The organism is Flagellimonas rhodophyticola (genome assembly GCF_049332665.1).
In the GTDB taxonomy this organism is placed as follows: Bacteria; Bacteroidota; Bacteroidia; order Flavobacteriales; family Flavobacteriaceae; genus Flagellimonas.
The window spans coordinates 1,085,076-1,111,902 of sequence record NZ_CP186326.1 but is presented as its reverse complement, the minus strand read 5'-3'; the positions used below and the strand labels follow the sequence as shown (position 1 = coordinate 1,111,902).

Here is a 26,827-nt window from a genome sequence, read left to right as displayed (position 1 = left end):
ACTAAATCCTTTCCAACCGTTAAACCGTCGAAATAAATAAAAATGGTATATTAGCCCAAAAATTACATTTTTCCTTTTTTTTCTATACCACGGTTGTGATTTGTACAAAAAAAATCTTTAAATTTTGTCAAACTTTCATGACACACAAAGTTATTAACACGAAACCGTTTTCGTTCAATACTAATCAAACGCTAAGATTTCGAATACTACTTTTTTTACATATGTTTAACACTTGAATTAAAATTAACTAAACTTAAATTAATTATTTATGAAGATTACGCTACTAAAAAGCCTGATGTTGCTTGGGGCATTCTTATGCTTCAATGCGGCCAAGGCACAGACGGTATCAGGTACTGTTTCTGATGCTAATGGTCCACTACCAGGAGCTAGTGTCTTGGTAAAAGGTACGACAAACGGTACCCAATCGGATTTTGATGGTAATTACACACTGAACGACGTTGATAATGGTTCAGTTTTGGTTTTCAGTTATATTGGTTTCAGCACTCAAGAAATCTCTTATAACGGACAGGCCTCCATCAATGTTACCCTTCAAGAAGATGCGCAAGCATTGGATGAAGTGGTCATTATTGGTTACGGTACAACAACGGTAAAGGATGCAACAGGTTCGGTAACGTCTGTGTCGTCTGATGATTTTAACGGTGGGGTAATTTCCTCTCCAGAACAATTGATCCAAGGTAAAACTGCTGGTGTCAACATCGCTCAAACAAGTGGTGAGCCTGGTGCTGGCATACAGGTAAACATTAGGGGTGCCAACTCGGTACGTGCCAACAACAATCCATTATTTGTTGTTGATGGTATTCCATTGTTTGGTCAAAACACGGATGCACAAGGTACTTCGGGTGGAGGACTTGATGATAACAGTGCGGTGGGTAACCCACTTAACTTCCTTAACCCTAATGACATCGAGAGTATCAGTATTTTGAAAGATGCATCTGCGACAGCCATTTACGGTTCTAGAGGTGCGAACGGTGTTGTAATCATTACAACCAAAAGTGGAAAAGCTGGTGCCGGTGGAACTCTTGAGTTCAGCACTAACTTGAGTATTTCCACGCCGGTAAGAGAATACGATTTATTGGACAGAGAAGGTTTCCTAGGCGCTATTGTGGCTAACGGAGGAACCGCTGCTGGTGTAGATTTTGGAGGAAATACAAACTGGCAAGATGCTATTTTGAGAACTTCGGTATCCAATTCTAGCAACCTTGCTTATTCTCACAACTACGGTTCTGGAAATGTTAGGGCTACTTTCGGGTACCAAGATCAGTTTGGTGTTGTAGAGAAATCTGAATTCGAGAGAATTTCAGGAAGATTAAATTGGAATCATAGGTTTTTGGATGACAAATTGAAAGTTTCAGTCCAGTCAACGATTTCAAGAACCAACAGGGAACAACCTCCATTGCAAGGTAATGCCGGGTTTAGAGGTGACATCTTGGGTGCTGCTTATTCCGCCAACCCAACAATTCCAAACGATCCAACTGTAGATCCAGGCGGTGGTTTAACAAACCCAGCCAACTATCTTCAAAATACGCAGAACATTACAAATACCAATAGAATTTTATTGAACGGATCCGCGGAGTATGATTTTACTTCAGAATTGACCGGTAAGGTAAATCTTGGTTATGATGTTTCTGATAGTGAAAACGTTTCTGTACTATCTAGCGACATTTTTAATGTCAACGGAATTTCAGGATTAGGTGCTGGAACATTCAACAGTCTTGAACGTGAAAACCTACTTTTGGAAGCCACGTTGAACTATAAGAAGGAATTTGATAACTCTAATCTTGATGTAATCGTTGGTTACGCCTACCAAGAATTTAGAAACTTTGGATTTAACTCAGCAGCAAGAGGTTTTGGTAGAACAGACCTTGACCTTATGGGAGCTGATATAAAGCAGACTGTGAGTGATGCAAATGCAAGTATTGATGGTTCATTCCAACAATTCTACTATGCACCAAACAGACCCGATTTGACTATTAACCGTCTTTTCCCGTCATCTGCGACTGATAATGTTGGATTCCAATTCAACAGAGGAGTTCAATCTTTAGTGTTTGATAATTTTGACAACACTGATGAGTTACAATCTTTCTTTGGAAGGATTAATTACTCAATAAGTGGCAAGTATCTTTTTACCGCCACAATGAGAGCTGATGGTTCTTCAAGATTTGGTCCTGAAAATCAATATGGATACTTCCCTTCAGGTGCTTTTGCTTGGCAATTGGGTGAAGAGGATTTTGTAGGTGATTCTTTTTCTACGTTGAAACTAAGATTAAGTGCCGGTATTACCGGTAACCAAGACGGACTTGGATATGGGCAGTTTGTTGCTAGACAACGTTTTGCGCTTCTAAATTTAGCATCAATCCAAAACAATGGAGATCTTAACCCGAATGGTTTGTCCATTGTAGCAACGGATCAGCCTGACTTAAGATGGGAAGAAACTATAGATTTTAACGTTGGTTTGGACTTCGGTTTCAATGATGACAGATTCAGTGGTAGTATCGACGTTTACCGTAGAGACACACAAGACATCTTGTTACAGACTCCTCCAGCTGCTCCATCTACCAATCCATTCCAGTTTGGTAATGTGGATGCAAGTGTAATCAACCAAGGTCTTGAAGTTGCTTTGAACTATGACTTTATCCAATCAGATGATACTTCTTTCTCTGCCGGATTCAACATCGCATTCAATGACAACGAAATTAAAGATTTTGAGGGTGCCATCAACCTAGGCCCGATTAACGGTCCTGGTCTTTCAGGTGCTTTTGCCCAGCGTTTTGAAGCTGGTCAGCCATTATTCTCTTACTATGTTGCCATATTTGAAGGGTTTGACTCAAGCGGAAACCCAGTTTATACGGATATCGATGGTAACGGTGTAGGTGATCCTGATGCCGATAAGACCTTCGTAGATGAGAGTGGTCTTCCGAAAGTCACTTCTGGTTTATCTTTGAATTTCAGCCATAAAAACTGGGATATCAGCACATTCCTTGCTGGTCAGTTCGGATTCTCCGTATACAACAACACTGCAAATGCACTTTTCAATGCAGGTCAGTTGAATACTTCTAGGAATATTACAGTTGACGCCGCAGGTGCTGGCGAAGCATCCAGTGCATCAACCGCTGTTTCTACAAGATTCTTGGAAAAAGGAGATTTTGTTAGATTGCAGAACGCAACCATAGGATATAATGTTCCTCTAAGTGGTGAAGGGGCCTTTAAAACCCTTAAGTTATCTCTAACTGGTCAAAACCTCTTTTTGATAACTGACTATAGTGGTATAGATCCTGAAGTAACTACCAACACTGGTAATTTGAACCAAGCTTCGCTTCCAAGTAGAGGTATCGATTGGACTTCTTTCCCAAATCCATTGACTGTTACTTTTGGTATTAATGCATCATTTTAAATAAAAAAATTGTAGAATCATGAAAAGAAATCAAGTTAAATTTTACGCAATTGCTCTCACGTTGTGCCTGGGGTTTACCTCATGTACAGACCTAGAGATTGATGAGAGCGATTCCTTTATAAGTGAAGGTTTCCAAGGTCTTGAGAATCCATCTTCTTCCGTAGATCAGTTATTCAATGCTGCTAACGGACATTTGGGTGACCAAGCCAATACTTTCGCTCTTAGGGAAGTGACATCAGATGCCCTTTTAATTCCAACCCGTGGTGCGGATTGGGGTGATAATGGTCGTTGGAGAAAATTACACCAACATGAATGGGGATTGGAAGAAACGGACATCGTTACTCCTTTCGATCAATGGAACGCGAACCAGCTTCTGGCATCACAAATTTTGGATGCAAGAAGTAGTGCATCTGCTGATGATGCTGCGCAAGCATACTTCATGAGGGCATATTCCATGTGGACTATTTTAGACCTTTATGGACAAGTACCTTTCAGAGATACCCAGCTTCCCTCTACTTCAGTACCAGAAGTATTATCAGGAGCTGCCGCCGTTGATTTTATCTTAACTGATTTAACAGCTGCAATCTCTGGACTACCTACAGTTGCAGCCGGATCCGGAGACCAACTTAATAGGGCTTCTAAAGCTGCTGCAAGGTTCTTAAGAGCAAAAGTGCTTTTGAATCGTCATATCTATGATACCCAATTGACAGGTGGTGGTGGTTCTGCTGCTAGCTCTGATATGGCTGAGGTAATTTCGCTTGTAGATGAAATTGCTGCAGATGGATTTGCTTTGCAAGCTGGATATTTTGATATTTTTAAGCAAAGTTCAGATAGCGAAACCATTTGGTGGGCAGAAACAGGTGTTGGAAATAGAATTTTCAATGGTCTTCACTACAACTCAACCTCTATTGGAGGTGGTGGTTGGAACGGATTTAGTACGCTGGCTGAGTATTTCGATTTATTCGAAGGAGACCCAAACAGCAACAGATCTGATTTAGACCTTACTCCTTTAGATGGTCAAGAAGAGCGTAGAGGTGGTGTTCCAAATATGGGACTTTCCTTTACAGGTAGAGATGACACTTCTGACAACGAAGGCTTTGAAGATGGATCTAACGTTGGTTTTGGATTCCTTTTAGGGCAGCAATATGATTTGGACGGTACACCGCTTGAAGACAGACAAGGTAATCCACTGGAATTCTCCAGAGGTTTTGTTGACGGTACTGGTGCAGCCAACCTTATCAATAATGATGAGAAAACTGGTATTCGTGTTATGAAGTACAATCCGCGTTTCGGTGGATTTACAAACCACAGTGTACAGTTTAGATATGCTGATGCTCATTTGATGAAAGCTGAGGCGTTGATGAGAAGTGGTGGAAACCCAACTACTTTGGTTAATGAACTTCGCGCAATCAGAGGAGTTGCTCCATTTGGAAGCGTTAGTGAAACCGAATTACTTGACGAAAGAGCTCGTGAGCTTTTTGTTGAAGGTTGGAGAAGAAACGATATGATTCGTTTTGGACAATACACCAGAGATTGGGAGTTTAAAGTATCATCTGAAATAGGTAATGCTACTAGACAATTGTTCCCGATTCCACTGCCTCAAATATTGGCAAATCCAAGCTTGGTTCAGAATCCAGGTTACTAAAATTCCCTGGGGAAACTCAGAAGAGAATAATAACACTAAAAGGCTGCCGATTGGCAGCCTTTTTTATTGGTGACATTTCCTCAATCAGAAAATAATAATCTTTCACCTCCTCACACCCAAAGTACCATATAACTTTAAAACCCTCCGACATTAGAATTCCTGCTCCTTGGTTCATATGCCAACAGTTTAAAATCTTTAATGTATTTAAAACTACCTACCTCAATAATTTATGCTCCTTAAGCATGGATACAACCAAAAAAGGCATTCCTTCAATCTTAGGAATGCCCTCTCTCAAAATTTGGTTTTTTTCTAATACTTAATTGGCGAAATAGATATATATCCCGATTACAATTACACAAATAAGAATTCCCGCAAGTTTTACATGCTTGTAAGGCTCAATATCTACTTGCTTCGTATAGGTTTGTTCATATGCTTCAGCTCTAGGTTTTATCCTACCTATAATCAACATGATCCCGGCATTCAGAACAAACAAAATAGCCATTACATGAAGAAAATGTGGATAATTCTCCTCACCAAAAACAAAAGGTTTTAGGATAAACTGACTCAAAATATATAAGGCAGAACCTCCAATAATACCAATTTTAGCAGCTATAGCTGGAACTCGTTTGGTCAGATATCCCACAATGATAATAGTTAATATGGGTATACTGTAAATCCCATTGACTTCTTGTAAGTAAGCAAAAAGGCTTCCTGCATTCGCAATAAAGGGTGCTATGAACATCGCAGCAAACGCCAAGACTATCCCAAAGGTTTTTCCATATTTTACAACAGTTTTTTCATCCGCTTGTTTATTGATGTGTTCTTTGTAAATATCAATTCCAAAAAGCGTCACCGAACTGTTCAAAACACTATTGAATGAACTAAGTATAGCTCCAAACAATACAGCCGCAAAAAATCCAATCAAATAATCAGGTAACACCTTGTTTACCAACGCGGGATACGCTTGATCAGGAACTTCTAAGTTTCCTTGAAACATATGATAGGCTATAATACCAGGCAATACCACTATTAGCGGACCCAGAATCTTAATAAAGGAGCCTAACAGCAATCCCTTCTGTCCCTCTTTTAAATTTTTAGCACCAAGAGCTCGTTGAATAATTTGCTGATTTGTGCCCCAATAGAACAATTGAACCAACATCATTCCCGTAAATATCGTGGAGAATGGAACTGAAGCCTCGGAATTTCCAATGGAATTAAACTTTTCCGGATTCTCTTCAATAAGCACATCTATTCCAGCAAACATGCTACCATCTCCGATTGCAATCAATCCAAAGACTGGAATTAATATCCCACCAATCAAAAGACCAATGGCATTAATGGTGTCAGAAACAGCTACAGCTTTTAATCCTCCAAAAACGGCATAGATCGATCCTATGATACCTATACCCCAAATACATAAAATCAAAGCCGTTTTCTCTGAAACTCCCAACATGCCAGACACATCAAACATGGTGCTTATTGCCAAAGATCCTGAGTACAGTATAATGGGCAAAAGCACAACCACATAACCCGTCAAAAACAATATGGACGTAATCGTTTTGGTCGAAGTATCATATCTGTCTTGTAAAAATTGTGGAACCGTAGTCAAACCGCTTTTTAAATATCGAGGGAGTAAAAAAACGGCAGTAACCACCATGGCTATAGCAGCCAAAGTCTCCCAAGCCATAACTAATATTCCTTCCGAATAGGCCTGACCGTTTAAGCCCACAATTTGCTCCGTGGACAGGTTGGTCAAAAGTAAAGAACCAGCAATAACTCCTGCCGTTAAACTCCTACCCCCCAAAAAATATCCGTCCGATGAATTTTCATTTGTGCTTCGAGTCGCCAAATAGGCGATGAGCCCAACTAGCGCCGTAAAGCCCAAAAAAGAAAGTACTCCTATCATAATTAATTTGTGTTTGATTGTAACCTTTAAATATAGTTCGATTATTTTGTAAACCGATTAAATTGCTTCAAAAATAAAGGCGATTCTGTCGTTATAACAACACGCCATTTTTTAGGCGTTAAACATCACAAATAAGCTTTAAACTTCCCCCAAGTTTACTTATATTGCACGCCTATTTTAGAGATGTATGAAAAGGAAGATGATTGCAGTTTTTATACTCCTTTTTTCCGCTATTTCTTGCCAAAACAAAGTGGAAAAACAGTTCAAAAAATTGCCTTCTGAACACACCGCAATCGATTTCGTCAATCAACTTTCCGAAACCCCTGAATTAAATATTTTAACCTATCTGTATTACTATAACGGAGCCGGTGTTGTTGCGGGCGATTTCAACAATGATGATTTAGTCGATCTTTATTTTACAGGCAATCAAGTTTCCGATGAGCTTTACTTGAATGCTGGCGGATTTACATTTCAAAAAATTACGAAGGAAGCACAAATTCAAAACAGCGCAGGATGGACCACCGGTGCAACCCATGTGGATATTAATAATGATGGCCTTCTTGATATTTATGTTTGCAAAGTAGGCAATTACAAACATTTGGATGATGCCAATCTCTTGTACATCAATCAAGGTATAGATGAAAATGGCATTCCCACCTTTAAAGAAGATGCAGCTTCCTATAATCTTGATTTTTCAGGCTTTTCAACACATTCGGCTTTTTTTGATTTTGATCTGGACGGTGATTTGGACATGTACCTTCTAAACCATTCTGTTTATCCCAACCGTACCTACGGTAAAGGAAGTCAGCGCAAGAAATTAGATCAACTTTCTGGAGATGTTCTATTTAGAAATGACAACGGCAAATTTGTAGATGTAAGTGCTGAAGCAGGCATATTTCAAGGCAAAAGCGGTTATGGCCTTGGACTTTCGATTAGTGATATCAATAATGATGGTTATCCGGATATTTATATCGGAAATGATTTCTTCGAAAACGATTACCTCTATCTGAACCAACAAGATGGAACTTTCAAAGAGGTTGTTTCCAGTTCTGAAAACAAATTGGGCCATACAACCCATTTTTCAATGGGTAATGATATTGCCGACGTTAACAATGATGGCTTAATGGACATTCTTTCTCTGGATATGCTTCCTGAAAATCTTGAGACCTATAAAACTTCTGGCCTTGAATATGGCTTTCCCATTTATCAACATTATCTAAAAAATGGATATGCCCCTCAATACATGCAAAACACCTTGCATATTAACTTGGATGGAGGAAATTTTGCCGAAACCGCAAATTTGAGCGGGCTTGCAGCAACAGAATGGTCATGGGGTGCCTTATTGGCTGATTATGACAATGATGGAAACAAAGACGTTTTTGTATCCAATGGAATCAAGGGAGCGACCAATGACATGGATTTCATCAATTTCATTTCCAATGACAATATTCAAAGAAGAATTGAGCAAGGCATGTCGGCTTCGGACATGGCAATGACCACTGAAATTCCCGAGAAAAAGATTGCCAACTACTTCTTTAAAAACAATGGCGACCTTACTTTTTCAGATGTTACTGAAAACTGGCTGGATACGGAAACATCATTTAGTAATGGAACTGTTTACGCTGACCTGGATAACGATGGAGATCTGGACATTGTAGTAAACAATGTTGATGAGAAAGCCTTTGTTCTTGAAAATACTGGTACCAAAAACAAGGCCCTAACTATTGAGTTCGATGGTGGAGCTCAAAACTCCTTCGGAATTGGCGCCAAAGTTTTAGTCTACTCAAAATCCCACCAAATTTCACAAGAAAACTATGTCGCCAAGGGTTATTTATCGGCAGTTGACCCAACTATGCACATAGGTGTTGGAAAGGATTCTATTTTGGATTCACTCAAAGTTATCTGGCCAGGTGGAGGGTATGAAACACTTCGCAATGTTTCCGTTGAAAACAGAATACAACTCCATCAACACAACGCCAAATCCAACTTCTACCAATCCCAACAAAAAGCATCAAACCTTAGGTTCTCAAAACTTGATTCCGTGGTTGATTTTGCGCATGATGAAAAAACATCTTTGGATTTTGACCGGGAACCCTTGGTTCCTTTCGCAAATTCCAACGAAGGTCCCGACATTTCCGTTGCCGATATGAACAACGATGGATTGGACGATCTATTCATCAGTGGCGCCAAAAGACAAAGTTCTGCATTGTATATTCAAAATGAGGCTGGCGAGTTTAATGAACAGCAATTGGATTTTTTCCAAGAAAACATCTTAAATGAAGATACGTCTCATCTTTTTTTCAATGCCAATGGAGATGATTTCCTTGATCTTATTGTGGTAAGTGGGGGTAATGAATTTAAAAATGGGAAACCCTTACAGCCCAGGTTGTATCTCAACCATAATGGAGTTTTTAAACGTGATGGAAACCAGTTTGCCGGGGTAGCTACCAACGCCTCGAAAGTGCTGTCCATGGACTTTGATAACGATGGCGATCAAGATGTTTTAATCTTATCTGATCAAGTTCCTGGTCAATACGGTAAAACACCAAGACAGTATTTGTTTAGCAACGATGGGCAAGGAAATTTCATGGAGAGCACACAAGACATTATCCCTGAATTGTCTCTTTTGGGGAATATCAAAGATGCGGTTTCAATAGATATCGACTCCAACGGTCACAACGATTTAATTGCCGTAGGTCATTGGATGTCCGTTTCCATATTTCTTAACGATGGCAAACAACTGAGCCTTCGGAAAAACAATGGATTACAAAACACCCAAGGGTGGTGGAATACTATAGAAGTAACTGATTTCGATAAGGATGGTGATTTGGATTTGGTTTGCGGGAATTGGGGTCTCAATACCAAATTTCAAGCCTCCAAGGAACACCCTATAACTCTATATTTGGCTGATTTTGATGATAATGACTCTAGAGAACCTGTAATCACATATTTCCATAAAGGCATTGAAACTCCATTTGCATCTAAAGATGAACTGGTCAAACAGATGCCCTTCTTGAACAAGAATTTTCTATCCTATAAAGATTTTGCCGCTGCTTCCATTCAAGACCTATTTGGGAAAGAAAAACTGGGTAAAGCGGAAAAAAAACAAATATTGGAGCTTGCCAGTGTCTACTTTGAAAATGACGGACAAGGAAATTTCAGCAAGAGAATCTTACCTAAAATGGCACAGGTATCTTCCATTTATGATATTGAAATTGACGATGTGAATGATGATGGATATCCCGATTTGTTAATTGTGGGGAATAATTATGAAATAAGCACGCAGTTGGGTAGATTGGACGCTTTTCACGGATTAATTTTACAAAACAACGCTAACGGAGGCTTTAACATGTCGAAAAGTGATGGTTTCGATATTTTTGGGGCCGTCAGAACTTTGAAAAAAATTACAATCGCCGGCAAACCATCTTATGTTGTCGGACGCAATAACGATTCACCTATTTTTTTGGTAAAAAATCAATGAAGAAATGAGAACACCTATTTTGAAGATATTTTGTTTGTTGCTGATTTTAGCATCCTGCAACTCAAAAGAAAAGGAGACCGACTCAGAAGTAAAATCCGAAACGCTATTTACGTTGATGCCTTCGGAAGAAACTGGGGTGGATTTTGTCAATGCAGTTGAAAATCAAAAGAACTTCAACATTTTCAAATACCGTAATTTCTACAATGGGGGCGGTGTTGCTATCGGTGACATCAATAATGACGGATTGCCGGACATTTACCTGACCGGTAATATGGAGCCCAATAAGTTGTATTTGAACAAGGGCAATCTACAGTTTGAAGACATTTCCGAGAAAGCGGGAGTGACCGGAAATAAGCCATGGTCCACGGGAGTTGTTATGGTAGATATAAACGCTGATGGACTTTTGGATATCTATGTCAGTAATGCAGGAAATTTGGAAGGAAATAACCATGACAACGATCTTTATATAAATAATGGGGACCTAACTTTCACTGAAAAAGCTCGTGAATACAATCTCGCCGAAACCGGATTTTCTACCCACGCATCCTTTTTTGACTATGATAAAGATGGAGATTTAGATGCCTACATCTTGAACAATAGCAACATTCCTGTAAGCAGTTTGGGTTACGCAGAACAGCGTGGAGTTAGGGCACAGGATTGGGAAGGCGTACCTCATATTTTTAGAGGTGTGGGCGATATGTTATTGAGAAATGATAATGGTAAATATGTTGATGTAAGTGAAGAAGCCGGAATTTACGGAAGTCTGATTGGTTTTGGCCTTGGGGTTTTGGTAACTGACATCAACAAAGATTTATATCCAGACATCTATGTATCCAACGATTTTTATGAAAGAGATTACCTCTACATCAATAATCAAGATGGTACGTTTAGAGAAGAAATTAAAGATTGGACCCAACATTTGAGTCTTTCCGCAATGGGGATTGATATTGCTGACATCAACAATGATGGACACAACGATATTTTCATTACCGATATGCTTCCCGAACCGGACCAAAGGGTCAAATCGGTCATGGAATTTGAAGGATATAACATCTATGAGTTAAAGCGAAGCAAGGATTTCTACCAGCAATATATTCAAAACACATTGCAGTTGAACAATGGCAATGGTTCCTTCTCAGAAGTCGCCTATTATAGTGGGGTTGATGCCACCGATTGGAGTTGGGCAGGTTTGCTTTTTGACATGGATAACGATGGACTTCGTGATATTTTTATCACAAATGGAATCAACCACGATCTAACCGACCTCGATTTTGTCGACTTTTTTGCCAACGAGATTATTCAAAAAATGGCACTCACCGGACGAAAGGAATCTATAGATTCCATCATCGTCAAAATGCCCATAAAACCTCAACCAAATTACGCCTACAGGAACAAGGGGGATATTACTTTTGACAACGCCAATAAAGATTGGGGTTTTGATCTTCCAACAAGATCAAATGGGGCAGCCTACGGAGACCTTGATAATGATGGTGATTTGGATTTGGTCATCAACAATGTCAACACCGAGACATTTATCTATCGTAACAATACCAACGAACAAAAAAACCATAACTACATCCAATTAAAGTTGGAAGGAGAAGGAAGCAATCCTTTTGCAGTCGGAACAACCGCTTTTCTTTATTATGATGACCATATTGTAAATCAAGAGTTGATTCCTTCCAGAGGTTTCCAATCTTCTATGGACTATACGATGACCATTGGTTTAGGCGAGGTCAAAAAAATAGATTCCCTAAGGATTCTTTGGCCTAATGATAAAACCCAAAAACTGACCAATGTCGATGTCAACCAAGTATTGAAATTTAAACAAGTTGAGGCAACGGAGAAATACAATGCACCCAAGGAGGAAGGCAAAAACACATTGATTCGTGAGTTGGAAAATAACGCATTGACCTCTCATGATGAAAATACCTATAGTGATTTCGATTATGAAGGACTCATATACAAGAAAGTCTCCCAGGAAGGCCCATCATTAGCAGTCGGAGATATTAATGGAGATGGAAATGAAGATGTTTTTATCGGTGGTGCGGCAGGCCAATCCGGAGCGATATACACGCACAAAGGACAAGGAAAATTGTCCAAAACAATACAAAGTGTGCTTCAAGAAGATAACGCTTTTGAAGATACAGCCGCTGCATTTTTCGATGCCGATGGCGACGGGGACTTGGACCTTATTGTAGGTTCAGGCGGAAACGAAGTTGGTAAAGAGCGTACATATAGACCTAGACTTTATTTGAACGATGGTTCGGGCAAGTTTCAAAAGTCAAGCGAGGCCTTGCCTTCCGCCTTTAAGAATGTCTCCACGATTTCCACCAACGACTTTGATGCTGATGGAGATGTCGATGTTTTTATAGGTTCAAGGAGTATTGTCGGAGTTTATGGATTAGACCCTGATCACCTGTTTTTAGAAAATCAAAGTAATGGTGAGTTCATCGATGCCACCGAAAGACTGGGTTACGGTTTAAAGGATGCGGGTATGATTACCAATTCTCTTTGGGTCGATATTGATGGCGATGAAAAGGAAGATCTTGTTACCGTTTCAGAATGGGGCACTCCAAAAATTTACAAGAACTCTGGCCGCAGACTTTCAAAATCAAACTCTTCTTTGGACAGTCTCAGTGGATGGTGGAATACTGTAGAGGCAGCAGATTTGGATAATGATGGCGACTATGATTTAATATTGGGTAATCAGGGAGAAAACCTCCACTACTCACCAAAAGAAGGAAATCCCATGAAAATGTGGATCAACGATTTCGATGACAACGGCACCATTGAACAAATTGTAACGCAAAACTATGATGGCGGCGATTACCCTATACATCAAAAGAAAGAATTGACCGGGCAATTGGTGTCATTGAAGAAACAAAACCTAAAAGCTTCGGATTACGCCAGAAGGACCATAGAAGAACTCTTTCCAAAGGAAGTGATTGAACGTTCCATTGTAAAAGAGGTAACCCACTCAGGATCTGTAATTGCCATAAACGAGGGCAATGGGAACTTTACGATAAAAAGACTTCCAAGTCGTGTTCAACTCTCGTGCATTTGCGGAATCACATGCGCTGATGTCAATAACGATGGAAACATGGACTTGATAATGGCAGGTAATAATTTCGAATTTAAACCTCAGTTTTCCCGTTTAGATGCCGGATATGGCAATGTGTTATTGGGAGATGGTAAATTGAATTTTGATTGGCAGAATTATGACCAAAGTGGGTTTTTGATTCGCGATGAAGTAAAGCATCTGAAACAATTCAAGGATAAAAGCGGTAAAAGATATCTTGTAGCCGCCATTAACGATGAAAAACCAAAGATTTTTGCATTGGATGAATAGATTATTAGGTTTTTTTACAGCTCTTGTTTTAGTGATAGGATGTACCAATAGTAATTCGTTATTTGATAATCCATCACCCAAGGAAACAGGGGTCAGCTTTGAAAACACCATTACGGAGTCCGACGAACTCAATATTCTGGACTATCTCTACTTTTACAATGGCGGAGGAGTTGCTGTTGGTGATATAAACGGAGATGACTTGCCAGATATCTTCTTTTCTGGTAACCAAGTAAAGAACAAACTTTACCTCAACAAAGGGAATCTTCAATTTGAAGATATCTCAGAAGCCGCCGGAGTTGAAGGTAATAGCACCTGGAATACCGGAGCGATCATGGGCGATGTAAACGGGGATGGACTTTTGGATATTTATGTCTGCGCAGTTGTCGGTGTCAATGGCTTTAATGGGTATAATGAACTATTTATCAATAATGGTCCTTCCAAGGTTGATGGAGAAATAACTTTTACCGAAAGTGCTGTCAAATATGGACTTGACTTTGATTCCTACAGTTCTTCAGCAGCTTTTTTAGATTATGATTTAGATGGTGACTTGGACCTTTACTTGCTCAATCACGCGGTACACACACAAGATTCTTATGGCAAAGCAGAGCTTCGTCTCAAAAGGAATTATCAGACAGGAGATAAGTTGTTGAGAAATGATAATGGAAAATTCACCGAAGTCAGTGAGGAAGCAGGTATTTATGGCGGAATCAATGGATATGGACTTGGTGTAGCCATTTCCGATTTCAACCAAGATGGTTATCCCGACATTTATGTTGGCAACGATTTTCACGAAGATGATTATTACTATCTCAACAATGGAGATGGAACCTTTAGTGAAAGTCTAAAGGAACATTTTGGACATATCAGTAGATTTTCCATGGGTAATGACGTTGCGGATATTAATCATGATGGACTTCCTGATATGATATCCCTAGACATGTTGCCAGAGGATGAAATTCCATTGAAATCTTCGGAAGGAGATGACAATATCCAGACGCAAAAATTGCGTATTGAGCAATACGGTTATCACTACCAGTTCACGCGCAATATGCTCTATGTGAACCAAACAGATGGAAATTACATGGAAACTGCCTTGATGAGTGGAGTTGCTGCAACAGATTGGAGTTGGAGTGCGCTTTTTGCAGATTACGACCAAGATGGGGAGCAGGACCTTTTCATATCCAACGGTATTCCAAAGCGCCCTAATGACTTGGACTTTATCAATTTCCTATCCAGCGACCAGATACAGAGCAAGGTCAACAACACAAAATTGGTAGATCAAGCTGCTCTTAACATGATGCCAACCGGGGCAACCCATAACTACGCATTCAAGGGTAAACCAAATTTGGCTTTTGAAGATATGACCGGTCAATGGATCTCCAACGATACGTTGATATCTGGGGCTACGGCGCTAGGCGATTTTGACAATGATGGCGATATTGATGTGGTCACTTCAAACCTAAACAGTCCAGCATCACTTTATATCAACAAGACCAACGAAAAATCCAACTATTTAAAAATTCGGTTTGATTACGGTAATCCGAATAAATTTGGAATAGGAACCAAGGTCTATGCATATGCCAACGGTAGTTTACAGTTTAAAGAATTATACCTGAGCAGGGGGTTTCAAGCTTCTTCCGAGCCTTTGGTCCATTTTGGGTTTGGTTCCACAATAAAGGTGGATTCTCTAAAAGTTGTTTGGCCAAATCGCACCTACCAGGTTCTAAAGGATATCAATACAAACCAAACCCTCACGATTTCACCGGAGAATACAAAGCCATATAATTATGATGCCTCAAAACTCAAGGCTCCTTCACTTTTCAAAAAAGTAGATAATGCCCTAGGCATTGATTTTGTGCACAAAGAGGATAACTATGTCGATTTTAACCGCGAGAAATTGATTCCGTATAAGGCTTCGGATAGAGGTCCTGCGATGGCCATCGGAGACTTAAATAATGACGGAAAAGAAGACATTTTCTTGGGAGGTTCCAAGTTTATTCCTTCCAAGACCTACATACAACAAGATTCTGCTTTTGTAGTGCATAATTTTCCTCAAATCCGCCAAGATTCCATCAAAGAAAACATAAGTGCGGTAATTGCCGACTTCAATGGCGACGAAAGAAACGATTTGATTTTAGGAAGCGGAGGTGCTGATTTCTTTGGACAGTCTAAACCTTTGATCGACGATTATTTCATTCAGGATGATTTAGCATATATCAAGAATGAACTTCCCCAATATTTTGAAAATGCAAGCGTCATAAAGCCCTATGATTATGATCAGGATGGAGATATGGACGTTTTTGTCGGAAACCACATGATTACCACCAAATTTGGTGAAGCCCCTACCTCCTATTTGTTGAACAATAATGAAGGAGTATTTTCAATTGTGGATGGTTTTGTTGCTAGCAACAGCGGAATGGTTACCGACGCTTTATGGCATGATTTTGATACTGATGGCACTAAGGACCTCATTGTTGTAGGGGAATGGATGTCACCACGTTTTTTCAAAAATTCGAATGGAACCTTTACAGAAGCAAATTCTCTTGACCTGAATGGCTTATGGCAAGCCATTGAACCTTTCGACATTGATCAGGATGGTGACGATGATTATCTGTTGGGCAACTGGGGGCAAAATTCAAAATTTGTAGCAACCACAGAGAACCCTTTAAAAATGTACTTCTCCGATTTTGATGACAATGGCAGTACAGAAACCATTATCGTCCTTAACAAAAATGGGAAGGAATATCCCATTCATGATTTAGATGATTTGGCCTCTCAAATGGTCTCGTTAAGAAAAAAATTCAACAGCTATACGTCATTTGCAGGTAAAAGTATTGATGAGGTTTTGGAAGAGGAAGCAATCGCAAACGCTAAAACTTTATCCGTAACAGAAATTCGTTCAGGGTATTTGAAAAATGAAAACGGGACGTTTGTTTTTGTGCCATTTTCTTTTGAATTGCAGGTTTCACCAATTATGGCTTTTCTTTCATATGATTTTGACAATGATGGCCATATGGAAGTGTTAGCCGGGGGTAACTATTTTGGAGTAAAACCTTACCACGGCAGGTTCGACAGTTTTCCTGGAGCATTGATAAAAAATGAAAATAATGTAATTTTGGGCAATCGCCTTGGCCTAGATTTTAATCAAAAATCCCTGCGCCATTTAGGCATTCTCCCTTTTCAGGATAAAAAGTACCTACTTGCCATTTTTAATAACGATAAAGCCCAATTATATCAACTCAACAACTAAAGTAAATTGGTTATGAAAAAAAGTACAGGAACACTGCTTATTATTGCACTACTATGTTTCTCCTGCAGTAAAAAACAGGAACCCATTGTTATATCTTCAGAAGATTATCACAGTTCGGTGGACAAAGTGACCCAAGTGATGATCCACGATATTTTTTCGCCTCCAGTGGCCAGCCGTATTTATGCATACCCAAATGTAGCGGCATATGAAATTTTGGCTTTGAAAAATGACAATTACAAACCGCTTCAAGGTCAAGTCACCGATTTATCGCCTATTCCTCAACCTGAAAATGTAGAAAATATCAATTGGGATTTAGCAGCGCTTATTGCCCATATCGATTTGAGCAAGCGTCTTATTTTTTCGGAAGATCGTATTGAAACTTTCCGTGATAGTCTTTATCATAAATGGGAAGAACAAAACACTGCTGAATTCGAAGCTTCCAAAAACTATGGATTGAAAGTTGCAGACCATATTGCCACTTGGATGGATAAGGACAATTACAAACAAACTCGAACTATGCCTAAGTTTACGGTTGACTCTGAAGACCCATCAAGATGGCAGCCAACGCCTCCTTCCTATATGGATGGCATTGAACCACATTGGAGTAAAATAAGACCGTTCGTGATTGACTCATCGAACCAATTCAAGCCATCGCCACCACCACCCTTTTCGATGGACAAGGACTCAGATTTTTATAAAGAGGTCGTCGAAGTATATGATATTAGCAATGAAATTACCGGAAAAGGTGATGAATCCGAAGAAATAGAAATTGCCAAATTCTGGGATTGCAATCCATACGTTTCAGTTACCAGAGGTCATTTAATGTTCGCTACCAAGAAGATTACCCCCGGCGCCCATTGGATTGGCATTACCAAAATCGCAGCTAGAAAGACCAATTCCGATTTTGCAAAAACCGTATATGCATATACAAAGACTTCCATTGCCATTGCCGATGCTTTTATTAGTTGCTGGGATGAAAAGTATAGAAGTAATCTTATCCGCCCCGAGACCCTAATCAACGAACATATAGACGATAGTTGGGAGCCGGTATTGCAAACACCTCCGTTCCCTGAATACACCAGTGGACATAGTGTGGCATCAGGAGCCGCTGCAATGGCCTTAACTAGTGTTTTTGGTGACAATTTTGAGTTTGATGATGATACTGAAGTCCCTTATGGTTTACCTGTTCGATCGTTCAAATCATTTAAAGCCGCGGCTGACGAGGCCGCTATAAGCAGAATGTATGGTGGAATCCACTACAGGGCCGCTGTTGAGATTGGCGTAAACCAAGGTCGGTCATTAGGTCAGTTTGTTGTGGACAACCTTGACATGAATTAAAATCAGTATTACTTTAAAGTCAAGTTTAGTGGTATGAAAAAAGTTCTTTTGGGTATTTCGGCAATTTTGGCAATCGCCTTACTCTGGTATCTATTCATCAAACCTTCCGATTATATTATTCGATTTGAAGCGAAAACCTTTCCGGGAGCTATCAATCAAACAATTAAACTCTGGGATCAAACTTTGGATACCATAGTACCGGTATCCCAAGAAGGAGACAACATTTTCAATCTAAGACAAAAGGTGAAATTTGGCGATTCCATTCACATTTATGATTGGGAAATTCAAGCTCTTACAGATTCTACTTCAAAAGTAAAAGTGAGCATCCATGATGAAAACCATAGCATATCAAATAAAATAAAAGTCCCTTTTTCTGATACCGATTTTGAAAAACGCTCAAGAAAAACGGTTCTTGATTTTATGGAAAACCTTAACGACCATACCAAAAATTTCAAAGTTACCATCCTAGGAGAAGAAGAAATTCCGACCAAGTATCTGGCATATATTCCAGTAAAAGTTACCCAATTTCAAAAAGCTGGTGGAATGATGGAAAATTTGAACTATATCACCCATACCCTAATACAAAATGAAGTGCAACTAGATGGAAATCCCATCGTTCACGTCACCAAATGGGATATGGAAAACGATAGTATTCAATATAATTTTGGCCAACCAATCATTCGCTCCGAAAGGTTGCCTATGAATACCGAAATCCAATACAAACGTTTATTCTCTAAAAGGGCCTTAAAAGCTGAATACAACGGTAACTATATTACCTCTGACCGTGCCTGGTATGCACTTTTAGATTATGCCAAAGCGAACAACATTGAGCTTGAACCGACTCCTATCGAAATCTTCTACAACAATCCCAATTTTGGTGGCGATGCATTGCAATGGAAAGCTGAAATTTATATGCCGATAAAAGATAGCAATGAATAGGCTTGTGCCCATATTGTTCCTTCTTTTTGCGCAGGCCTGTGCTCAAAAACCATGGTATGGTGATTTGAAATTTGAAGGTAAAATCCCTTCCAAATTAAGTGAGATATCCGGAATGGTTACCAATAATGCCACAACCTTATGGATTATAGAAGACAATGGAAACAAGGACCATATCTACGCACTTAACCGTAAAGGGCAGTTGATCAAAGAATTTAAAGTAAAAAACGCCAAGAATAACGATTGGGAAGATTTGGCCAAAGATGATAAGGGCAACATTTATATTGGCAACTTTGGAAACAACAACAACGACCGGAAAAATCTTTCCATTTACAAAATTCCCAATCCCGATAACGAGCCTGGCGACAAAATCGAAGCTGTAAAGATATCTTTCCACTATCCGGAGCAAACAAAATTCCCGCCCAAGAAGTCAAAGTTATTGTTCGACTGCGAAGCCTTTTTTTACAAACAAGGTTTTTTGTACCTCATCACCAAAAATCGGACACGACCCTATACAGGAAAGGCATTGATCTATAAAATCCCGGCGATTGAAGGTTCATATGAAGCCGAATTGGTAGGGGAATTTTTATCTTGTACAAACCAAAAATTCTGTTCTATTACCGCTGCTGACATTTCACCAGATGGCAAGAAAATTGCTTTGTTGGGCTCCGGCTATATTTGGTTATTTTCTGATTTTACAGGGGATGATTTTACCAACGGAACCCTTGAAACTATTGATGTACAACACCGAACCCAACAGGAATCCATTGCCTTTTTGGACAACACTACGCTATTAATAGCAGATGAACAATCCCAGACCAAAGGAAGAAATCTATATTCTTATAAACTTGATTAACGAGTTTGTAATTTTCCTTGAGTAAAGACTAAAAAAATTAGATGCCCTTATCGGGCTAGTTTAGGAATGGTTGTGGTTTTGCAGCAACCATTTCTTAGTTTACAGATATCCAAATTAAATAAATAGCGGCTTGAGTTAATGCCCAAACCGCTATTACTTTTACATATTGTTGTAAGCTAACTTATTTCAATTTTGTATTAAGAATTTATAAACTGGCCTCCCCTATAAAAAAGTACAGATTTTTTAAAGAAGCATCCCTTTTAGGGAATAAAGCCTTCATTCGTTCGTCAGTTCCCATTTGTTGTAACCCTTCCATTGAGTCGAAATAAAAACGATGAATTTCGTCAGGTTGTTCTATACTACCTTTTGATTGAAAAGGAGCAATGAAGCGTTCGAAATGTGTTCCAAATTCAGGCATAATTGCACAAACATCGTCATGATATTCTGCAAATTGCTTTACATATTGTTCTCCTTCATTAAAATAAATTAAGGCCACTCCATAAGTTTTACTTTTATCACCCATCTCTTTTTTAAATTCAAAATCGGTATTCTTACTTGTAAAGATGGAAATGTCTTTCAATGCCGGAATAGCATATTCGTTTCTAATCTTAATAAACTCTGAATCTTCATTGAATTTATTAAATACTTCAATGTTTGGATACCTCGCAAAGTGAATTTCGCTTGGTAATTCTAAATCTCCTTCAGCTAACATTGTTGGTTTAATGATGCGTTCTATTTTTCCACCATATTTTTCCAAAATAGCACCACCTTTCTTTTTGTATTCTTCAAATCTAGCTTCTTCGCCATCTTTTATATATATCACTGCCACGTTAACTATTTCCTGATTTTTTGCTTCCATTTTTTCTGTGTGTTCAGTATTGGTATTTGAGTTTTTAGCATTAGAAGTGCTCAAGACAAACAAGAGTGCACCTAAAGCAATGCTTGTAATTATTGTTAAAGATTTCATGTATTTAGTTTAGAGAAGATGCTCCATTTGTAAAGCATCCTTAATTAGACTTTCTTGAATAGAACCAGTTCTATTGTTTAACTCGTTGGTATCGTAATCTATACCTATTGCTTTTCGAATAGGTCTATTTCCTGGTTGTGTTTCTATTAGGTTTAAAATTGCATCTGGAATCTCTTGGGGATTTGGAGAGGCATCACTTTTGTAGAATTGATCAAAATTTTGAAGCATCGCTTTTGGGACAGAAGCCATTTCGCCATAAGTTTCTAAAGTATGGTTGTCGTCTTCTTTGGGGCCACTGTATAATAATCCTGATGGATATGGACCTGGCTCTATAATGGAAACATCTACTCCTAGAGGTTTTAGTTCGTATGAAAGCGCTTCAGAGTAAGCTTCCAAAGCAAATTTGCTGGCACAATAAATTCCGAAATAAGGGAATACCAATCGTCCAGCTAAGGATGAAATATTAATAATTAATCCATCTGAAGAATTTTTTAAAAGAGGTAGGAATGCCTTTGAGGTACGGATAATTCCAAAAAAGTTCGTATCAAACTGCTCCTGAGCTTGTTCTAAACTATACGCTTCAGTAATACCAACGTACATCACTCCAGCATTGTTTACTAATACATCAAGTCCGTCCTGCTCCTCAGAGCGAATTCTTTCTAATAAATCATTCGTAGATTTTTCACTCGTTACATCTAATTCCGCCACAGTAATTGCAATATTTTCTTCCGTTGCAATGCGTTCGAATTCCTCTTTTTTCGTCTTGTTTTTTCCGTTTACGTCCCGCATAGTTGCCCAAACATTGTAACCTTTTCTTGCGAGTGTTAATGCAGCTAAATTTCCAAATCCATTACTGGATCCTGTAATAAGTATTGTTTTCATCTTTATATATCTTTTTGTTACCGATGCAAAGATGAAAACCGATGAGAAGTAAGTGTTTTACAATTAGTTCAAAGATTTGTCTAATTGGGTCAGTTTGTACATAGTAGGCGAAATTCCATATTTGCCCTTAAAGGTTTTTGAAAAATGTGATACACTACCAAAACCACATTCGTAAGCGATGTCTGTTGTTCTTAAATCGGATGAAAGCAGCAGTTTTACAGAGCGTTCTAGTTTTTTGTCTCTAAGGTAAGTTGCTGGAGATGTGTTGTATATCTTTTTAAATTCTCTTTTGAAGGTAGACAGGCTCTGATTGTTTAAAATGGCCAATTCTTCCAAAGAGATATTCTCGTAAACATGCGCCTTTATAATTTCTCTGAAGGAATGCGATGTTGGATGAAACAGGTTAGATAGAGTACTTCTAATAGCAGGTGCATTTTTGGTCTGATTTAACAACAAGATAATTTCCTTGAGTTTTAGGATGAGTATTTCCTCGGTAACCAATTCAGGGTTTTGAAAATAAAATAAGATACCTTCTATGTATTTTCTTATTAGAATGTCACTATTAAGTTTAGACATTCCAATATCTAAAGGAAGTTTTTGTGTTAGAAAACCTGGAAGTTTGTTCTCATAGATTTTCAATAGTATATCCGGATAAAAATGAACTGCAAGCGCTTGATATGTATCTGAGGTTTTAGAGGGTAACATGTTACAGGTGTAGTTACCGCACTTCATTAAAAGTGATTCTTCTGCTTCAATCCGCAGTCGTTCAGTTTCTGAAATAGAATCGTATTCACCTTTTAGTATATATAAGAAACAAGCCTCATTAGGCATAAGGTTTGGTTTTTTATAAGGCGGTTTTAGAATAATAGTTTCAAAAAGCAATTTGCCAAATAAATCGATGGTTTTGTAATCCTGTACCATTTATTTTTTTATTGAAAAATAACTTTTGGAAGTTGGTTATTGTTTTACAAATGGTTCAAAATGTTGTCAATTTGGTTCAGTTTTTTCAACCATTGCACAAACACTAAGATATTGCTCATTTTAATTTGCTATAACGACTGATAATTGAAGTTCGGGAATTCTTTGGTTAAAACCCAAAACCGACCCCAAAGGCAAATCGCATGCCATCGGAGCTGCTGAACAACCCAAAGTTTGCGGAAAGAATGTCGGCTCCATTTAAAAAGAAACCACCTCCGTAGGAGTTGTGCCATTTATCCGAATCATCACCAGGGAACCATACACGTCCATAGTCAAAGCCGCCATAAATACCAGGGGTAACTGGCAATAATCCCGTTTGTCTATTTCTAAAGCTTAGGCGTAAATCTGTATTTTGATAAAAGGCCGACTTTCCGGTGAAACGTTCAAATCGGAACCCCCTTAACCCATTGTTGGCCCCAATACTTGCACCTTGATAAAATTCAAAATCATCACCAATATTCAAATGCCCTTTTAGCTTTGTGGCCAAAACCAATTTTCCATTGGAGCATAATTTATGGTCTATGGACAGGCTTGGTATGATATACCCAAACGCCCTATCGGAATCGTCTAGATTCATCTTATATCCACCATGCAATGAAAAACTCATCCCCATAGTAGGGAACGCCTCATTATCGGTATTGGAATAAGAATATTCTGCATCCAAACCAAAGAAACTCTGTTCGTTTTCTTCCCCGTTCGCAACAAAAAACTGGTTGATAAACCGGTCTTCGGTCTCTTCGACCTCAATATCCTCGTAGGAAACTCCTAATCTTACTTTTGAACCCAAACGTCCTCTCCAAACCAATGACGGAGCAATTTTTATGGTTTCAAGCTTTACTCTATTAAAATCAAGCCCTAGAGGTTCATCATCGTCATTATTTTCAGTTTCATTTCCAAAACCGAAGAAATTGATGGCAAAATTTGGACTTGTAAATCTCACGTCCAATTCTAGGTTTACACCCTCGAACACATCGGCGAACTCACCATTATAGCCCAAATCAAAACCATTCGTAGCAAAATAGTATGCCGCATTGATAACATGCTGTTGTGTAAACGGATTTTGCCTAAAACCATTAAACGTATAGGTATTTGTAAACCCAAGCCTAAAGCCATCATCTGGGTTAAAACCTATGGTTGGCAAAAATTGATTGTTGCTGGCCTTTATTTTAAGAAATTCATAGGTATTGGTGTCATAGTCGTTGATTTGATGCACTCTTCCACCGAAAGCCTCGTCGTAGGTGTTCTTTTTGGATTTAAAGTCATAGGTATGCACCTTTTTGGACTTTTCATCAATTTTATAGACATCGTTATTCTGTCCACCAACGATTCGAACCTTGATTTTCGATGTTTTGGTATTGACATCGAAAACATCGTCATCATCCAAACCATAAACCCAAACTTCTTTAGTGAACTCTGGTCTGTAGGTCTTATTAAAAAAGAGATCCTCCTTTTCTCCATCTTTTATGCGGTAGCCTTTAACTTCCAAATCTCCATTTGGCGCCGAAGTTATATTGAAGTAATCATCCTTATCTGTACCAGTGACCACACTGTATTTATTGATTACCCTAAAATATTCCTGTGCTGTACCAACAAGGTTTCTTTTTCGCGCCAAGAGGATCTTTTTTATTTTGTCTATGGTCTCATCACGCACCTCTTCTGGAAAATTCAATAATGCTTCATCAATTACGGCTTCGGTGATATTTTGTTGTAGAAATTTGGCTTGTTCTTCCCATGTTTCCAAATCAGTTTCAGACAGTAGGGCCATATCCAACGCAAAAGTCCTAGGGGAAGAAGTAAATCCTTTTACGCTTTTGATTTCTTCATGAAACCCTTCAAAAATTCGAAGCGATGGTACGGCTTTTGAGCCAAGGCCCATTATAAAACCATCACCCCAAATCGAGTAAGCCTGATCTCTATCCCTTGGGATAGGTTTGTAGATTTTTCTGCCATCTTCACCATCAAATTCTGCCCAACGCCACTGATCCACATGACGGTCCCAGTCCCCTATCAGCATATCAAACAGTCTTGCTCTTGCGTAGGTAACTCCATCCAAACTGTATTTTTCGTCCTTTCTAAGTTTTTGAATGAAATCATAAGTACTTTCAATTTTGTCTGTCTTTCCAAAACTTTCCAAATCCGAATGTCCATCAGAAACATGCTCTTCTATCATGTACAATCCCCCTCCAAAATCAGCATTGAAATCCCCTAAAACGGATTGCTTGGGCACATAAAATAACTTCGGATTGGTATGAAATAACTCAGCGGCGTCCGAAAGCTCACCAACGGTAAAAGGGGCATATGGATGCGCTCCGGTGTATAAATCCAATAGTAATTTTTCCGTATAGGTGTCATCGAATTGACCGATAACAAATCGTTCTTGAAAGGCAATGGCCTGTAAATAGCGTTCGACGCTCTTGCGCAAATCACGCATCACATATTGCTTACCATCATTATCTTTTAACCGCAAAGAATTGGATTGGTTTCCGCCACCTTTTCTAACCACGGAAAGTCCTCCGTAGAGAGTATCCAATCGTACAACTTGTGCCTTTACTTTTGTTGCATAGTATTTTCGATATCGCTCTCCCCAAAGCCATTTATGAAATCCACTTTTATCAATTTCCTCATCATTATAGATGGATGCTGCTTTAAATGCTGGGAAATCACTCTTATATGATGCACTTTCCGTAGAAGGGTTTGGAGGAAGTACTTCTGTTTGATACAAAAGCTCTTCTGGTGTTTCTCCAGCTCCATAAAAGTCAACTTTGGACGACCCGTCGGTATATACATTCAAAACGGCATAGCCCATTTTCCCAGTAGAAAATTTACTGCCATTCAACAATCTGGTCGCTCCTGTATTGGCCCCTGAACCGCTTACAATCTGTGGAATTCCCTTTTCCTCGATATATTGCAAGGAATGTTCGTGCCCTGAAACAAAGACTACCTTATCGGAATATTGAGACAAGGTGATTATCCTATTCTTTAAATGATTGTACATTTTGTTGTACACATCGGTTGTTGACGCTCCGGAGGTCTTTCTCAACAAATTGGCCAGAGAACTAATTCCAGGAAGCGGAAACCCTTTGCCGCTTGGATTCATATGCTCTTTAAACGAAAAATATCCTCCATGCGACCCATAGGTAAACATGGGATGGTGCATGGCAATAATGGTGGTTTTATCAACATTCTTCTTGATAAGACTCTCCACTTCTTCGAATAATCTACCGCGATCTTTGATTTCACAATCATCATTCATTGTTGGATGTCGGTCCCAGTTGGTCAAATACCATTCGGTGTCGATAGCTATCACCAAAATATTATCGCTCACCTCAATCTTTTCAATTGGACAGCCATTGTCTGGTAAGAAAACATCTTTGCTATCCAGTGCTTGTTGTATGTATTTTTCTTGTCGTTCTAATCCTTTAAGTCCATTACTATACCAATCATGATTACCCGGAATGAAAATCGTTTGTCCTTTGAACCCCTCCACAGTGTTCAACTGCGCATCTAAATGATTCTTCGCTAAAGCATGTCCAGATGGATCAGCGCTCTTATCTGGAAACCCCGCTGGATAGATGTTATCTCCTAGAAAAAGTACTGTACTGTTCCCGCTTGCTTGTTGCAATCTATCTTTAAATCGTTTTAAGGTCGAGTTCAAATCACCAGTAGGTGATTTCCCAGCATCACCAATTAAATAAAAGGTATGTTCAATTTCTTTATCCTGGGAAACATCAGCTTTATTGAACGGAGCAGCATACTTTGCTTCGTATGTTGCGCAACTAGTTACCAAGGCCACTAAAAGGAGAACCAAGTAATGTTTTTTCATATCT

General features: G+C 39.0%; 14 protein-coding genes. 8 read left to right on the top strand and 6 right to left on the bottom strand.

The features are described from left to right. Positions 1-268 precede the first annotated feature (268 nt). Together ACOKFG_RS05055 and ACOKFG_RS05050 are read left to right on the top strand one after the other, a co-directional pair. Entirely contained in the window at positions 269-3,412 is a 3,144-nt protein-coding gene (locus ACOKFG_RS05055; protein WP_422861955.1) for a SusC/RagA family TonB-linked outer membrane protein, read from the top strand. A gap of 19 nt (positions 3,413-3,431) precedes the next feature. Then, complete coding sequence (locus ACOKFG_RS05050; protein WP_298793479.1) at positions 3,432-5,057, top strand: RagB/SusD family nutrient uptake outer membrane protein; 1,626 nt, start codon at positions 3,432-3,434, stop codon at positions 5,055-5,057. Positions 5,058-5,073: 16 nt separating this feature from the next. Here the strand turns inward: ACOKFG_RS05050 and ACOKFG_RS05045 are convergent, their stop codons facing one another. Both ACOKFG_RS05045 and ACOKFG_RS05040 read right to left on the bottom strand, forming a co-directional pair. Next, a complete protein-coding gene (locus ACOKFG_RS05045; protein ID WP_298793478.1) occupies positions 5,074-5,232 on the bottom strand; it encodes a hypothetical protein in 159 nt (52 codons plus the stop codon). A 141-nt stretch (positions 5,233-5,373) separates the two neighbouring features. Further along, positions 5,374-6,963 (bottom strand): solute:sodium symporter family transporter, encoded by a 1,590-nt coding sequence (locus ACOKFG_RS05040; RefSeq protein ID WP_298793477.1) that lies wholly within the window; start codon positions 6,961-6,963, stop codon positions 5,374-5,376. Positions 6,964-7,150: 187 nt separating this feature from the next. Here ACOKFG_RS05040 and ACOKFG_RS05035 point away from each other — a divergent pair, with 187 nt between their 5' ends. From ACOKFG_RS05035 to ACOKFG_RS05010, 6 genes are read left to right on the top strand one after another with little or no spacing between them, the layout of a single operon-like run. Beyond that, positions 7,151-10,444 carry a VCBS repeat-containing protein gene (locus ACOKFG_RS05035; RefSeq protein WP_422861954.1) on the top strand — a complete coding sequence of 1,098 codons (3,294 nt, stop codon included), beginning with the start codon at positions 7,151-7,153 and terminating at the stop codon, positions 10,442-10,444. 4 nt (positions 10,445-10,448) lie between these two features. Next, complete coding sequence (locus tag ACOKFG_RS05030; protein WP_422861953.1) at positions 10,449-13,793, top strand: FG-GAP-like repeat-containing protein; 3,345 nt, start codon at positions 10,449-10,451, stop codon at positions 13,791-13,793. Beyond that, positions 13,786-17,043 (top strand): VCBS repeat-containing protein, encoded by a 3,258-nt coding sequence (locus tag ACOKFG_RS05025; RefSeq protein ID WP_299486586.1) that lies wholly within the window; start codon positions 13,786-13,788, stop codon positions 17,041-17,043. The genes ACOKFG_RS05030 and ACOKFG_RS05025 overlap by 8 nt, the downstream gene beginning before the upstream one ends. A 12-nt stretch (positions 17,044-17,055) precedes the next feature. Then, positions 17,056-18,381 (top strand): vanadium-dependent haloperoxidase, encoded by a 1,326-nt coding sequence (locus ACOKFG_RS05020; protein ID WP_298793473.1) that lies wholly within the window; start codon positions 17,056-17,058, stop codon positions 18,379-18,381. A gap of 33 nt (positions 18,382-18,414) precedes the next feature. Beyond that, on the top strand, positions 18,415-19,320 hold the full coding sequence (locus ACOKFG_RS05015) for an AraC family transcriptional regulator (protein ID WP_422861952.1): 906 nt from the start codon (positions 18,415-18,417) through the stop codon (positions 19,318-19,320). After that, positions 19,313-20,173 (top strand): hypothetical protein, encoded by an 861-nt coding sequence (locus ACOKFG_RS05010; RefSeq protein WP_299486592.1) that lies wholly within the window; start codon positions 19,313-19,315, stop codon positions 20,171-20,173. Before ACOKFG_RS05015 ends, ACOKFG_RS05010 begins: the two co-directional genes overlap by 8 nt. Before the next feature lie 205 nt (positions 20,174-20,378). Here ACOKFG_RS05010 and ACOKFG_RS05005 read toward each other — a convergent pair whose 3' ends face one another. From ACOKFG_RS05005 to ACOKFG_RS04990, 4 genes are all read right to left on the bottom strand, one after another. Continuing rightward, positions 20,379-21,140 (bottom strand): hypothetical protein, encoded by a 762-nt coding sequence (locus tag ACOKFG_RS05005; RefSeq protein ID WP_299486594.1) that lies wholly within the window; start codon positions 21,138-21,140, stop codon positions 20,379-20,381. A gap of 9 nt (positions 21,141-21,149) precedes the next feature. Continuing rightward, on the bottom strand, positions 21,150-22,022 hold the full coding sequence (locus ACOKFG_RS05000) for an SDR family oxidoreductase (RefSeq protein WP_299486596.1): 873 nt from the start codon (positions 22,020-22,022) through the stop codon (positions 21,150-21,152). A 63-nt stretch (positions 22,023-22,085) separates the two neighbouring features. Beyond that, complete coding sequence (locus ACOKFG_RS04995) at positions 22,086-22,943, bottom strand: helix-turn-helix domain-containing protein (RefSeq protein ID WP_299171837.1); 858 nt, start codon at positions 22,941-22,943, stop codon at positions 22,086-22,088. A gap of 166 nt (positions 22,944-23,109) precedes the next feature. After that, positions 23,110-26,823 carry a metallophosphoesterase gene (locus tag ACOKFG_RS04990; protein WP_422861951.1) on the bottom strand — a complete coding sequence of 1,238 codons (3,714 nt, stop codon included), beginning with the start codon at positions 26,821-26,823 and terminating at the stop codon, positions 23,110-23,112. Between the last annotated feature and the right edge of the window lie 4 nt (positions 26,824-26,827).

Coding starts and splice junctions, on each gene's coding strand:
- ACOKFG_RS05055 (WP_422861955.1), top strand. CDS start 269: ATGAAGATTACGCTACTAAAAAGCCTGATGTTGCTTGGGGCATTCTTA.
- ACOKFG_RS05015 (WP_422861952.1), top strand. CDS start 18,415: ATGAAAAAAGTTCTTTTGGGTATTTCGGCAATTTTGGCAATCGCCTTA.
- ACOKFG_RS05020 (WP_298793473.1), top strand. CDS start 17,056: ATGAAAAAAAGTACAGGAACACTGCTTATTATTGCACTACTATGTTTC.
- ACOKFG_RS05025 (WP_299486586.1), top strand. CDS start 13,786: ATGAATAGATTATTAGGTTTTTTTACAGCTCTTGTTTTAGTGATAGGA.
- ACOKFG_RS05030 (WP_422861953.1), top strand. CDS start 10,449: ATGAGAACACCTATTTTGAAGATATTTTGTTTGTTGCTGATTTTAGCA.
- ACOKFG_RS05040 (WP_298793477.1), bottom strand. CDS start 6,963: ATGATAGGAGTACTTTCTTTTTTGGGCTTTACGGCGCTAGTTGGGCTC.
- ACOKFG_RS05050 (WP_298793479.1), top strand. CDS start 3,432: ATGAAAAGAAATCAAGTTAAATTTTACGCAATTGCTCTCACGTTGTGC.
- ACOKFG_RS05045 (WP_298793478.1), bottom strand. CDS start 5,232: ATGAACCAAGGAGCAGGAATTCTAATGTCGGAGGGTTTTAAAGTTATA.
- ACOKFG_RS04990 (WP_422861951.1), bottom strand. CDS start 26,823: ATGAAAAAACATTACTTGGTTCTCCTTTTAGTGGCCTTGGTAACTAGT.
- ACOKFG_RS05035 (WP_422861954.1), top strand. CDS start 7,151: ATGAAAAGGAAGATGATTGCAGTTTTTATACTCCTTTTTTCCGCTATT.
- ACOKFG_RS05010 (WP_299486592.1), top strand. CDS start 19,313: ATGAATAGGCTTGTGCCCATATTGTTCCTTCTTTTTGCGCAGGCCTGT.
- ACOKFG_RS05000 (WP_299486596.1), bottom strand. CDS start 22,022: ATGAAAACAATACTTATTACAGGATCCAGTAATGGATTTGGAAATTTA.
- ACOKFG_RS04995 (WP_299171837.1), bottom strand. CDS start 22,943: ATGGTACAGGATTACAAAACCATCGATTTATTTGGCAAATTGCTTTTT.
- ACOKFG_RS05005 (WP_299486594.1), bottom strand. CDS start 21,140: ATGAAATCTTTAACAATAATTACAAGCATTGCTTTAGGTGCACTCTTG.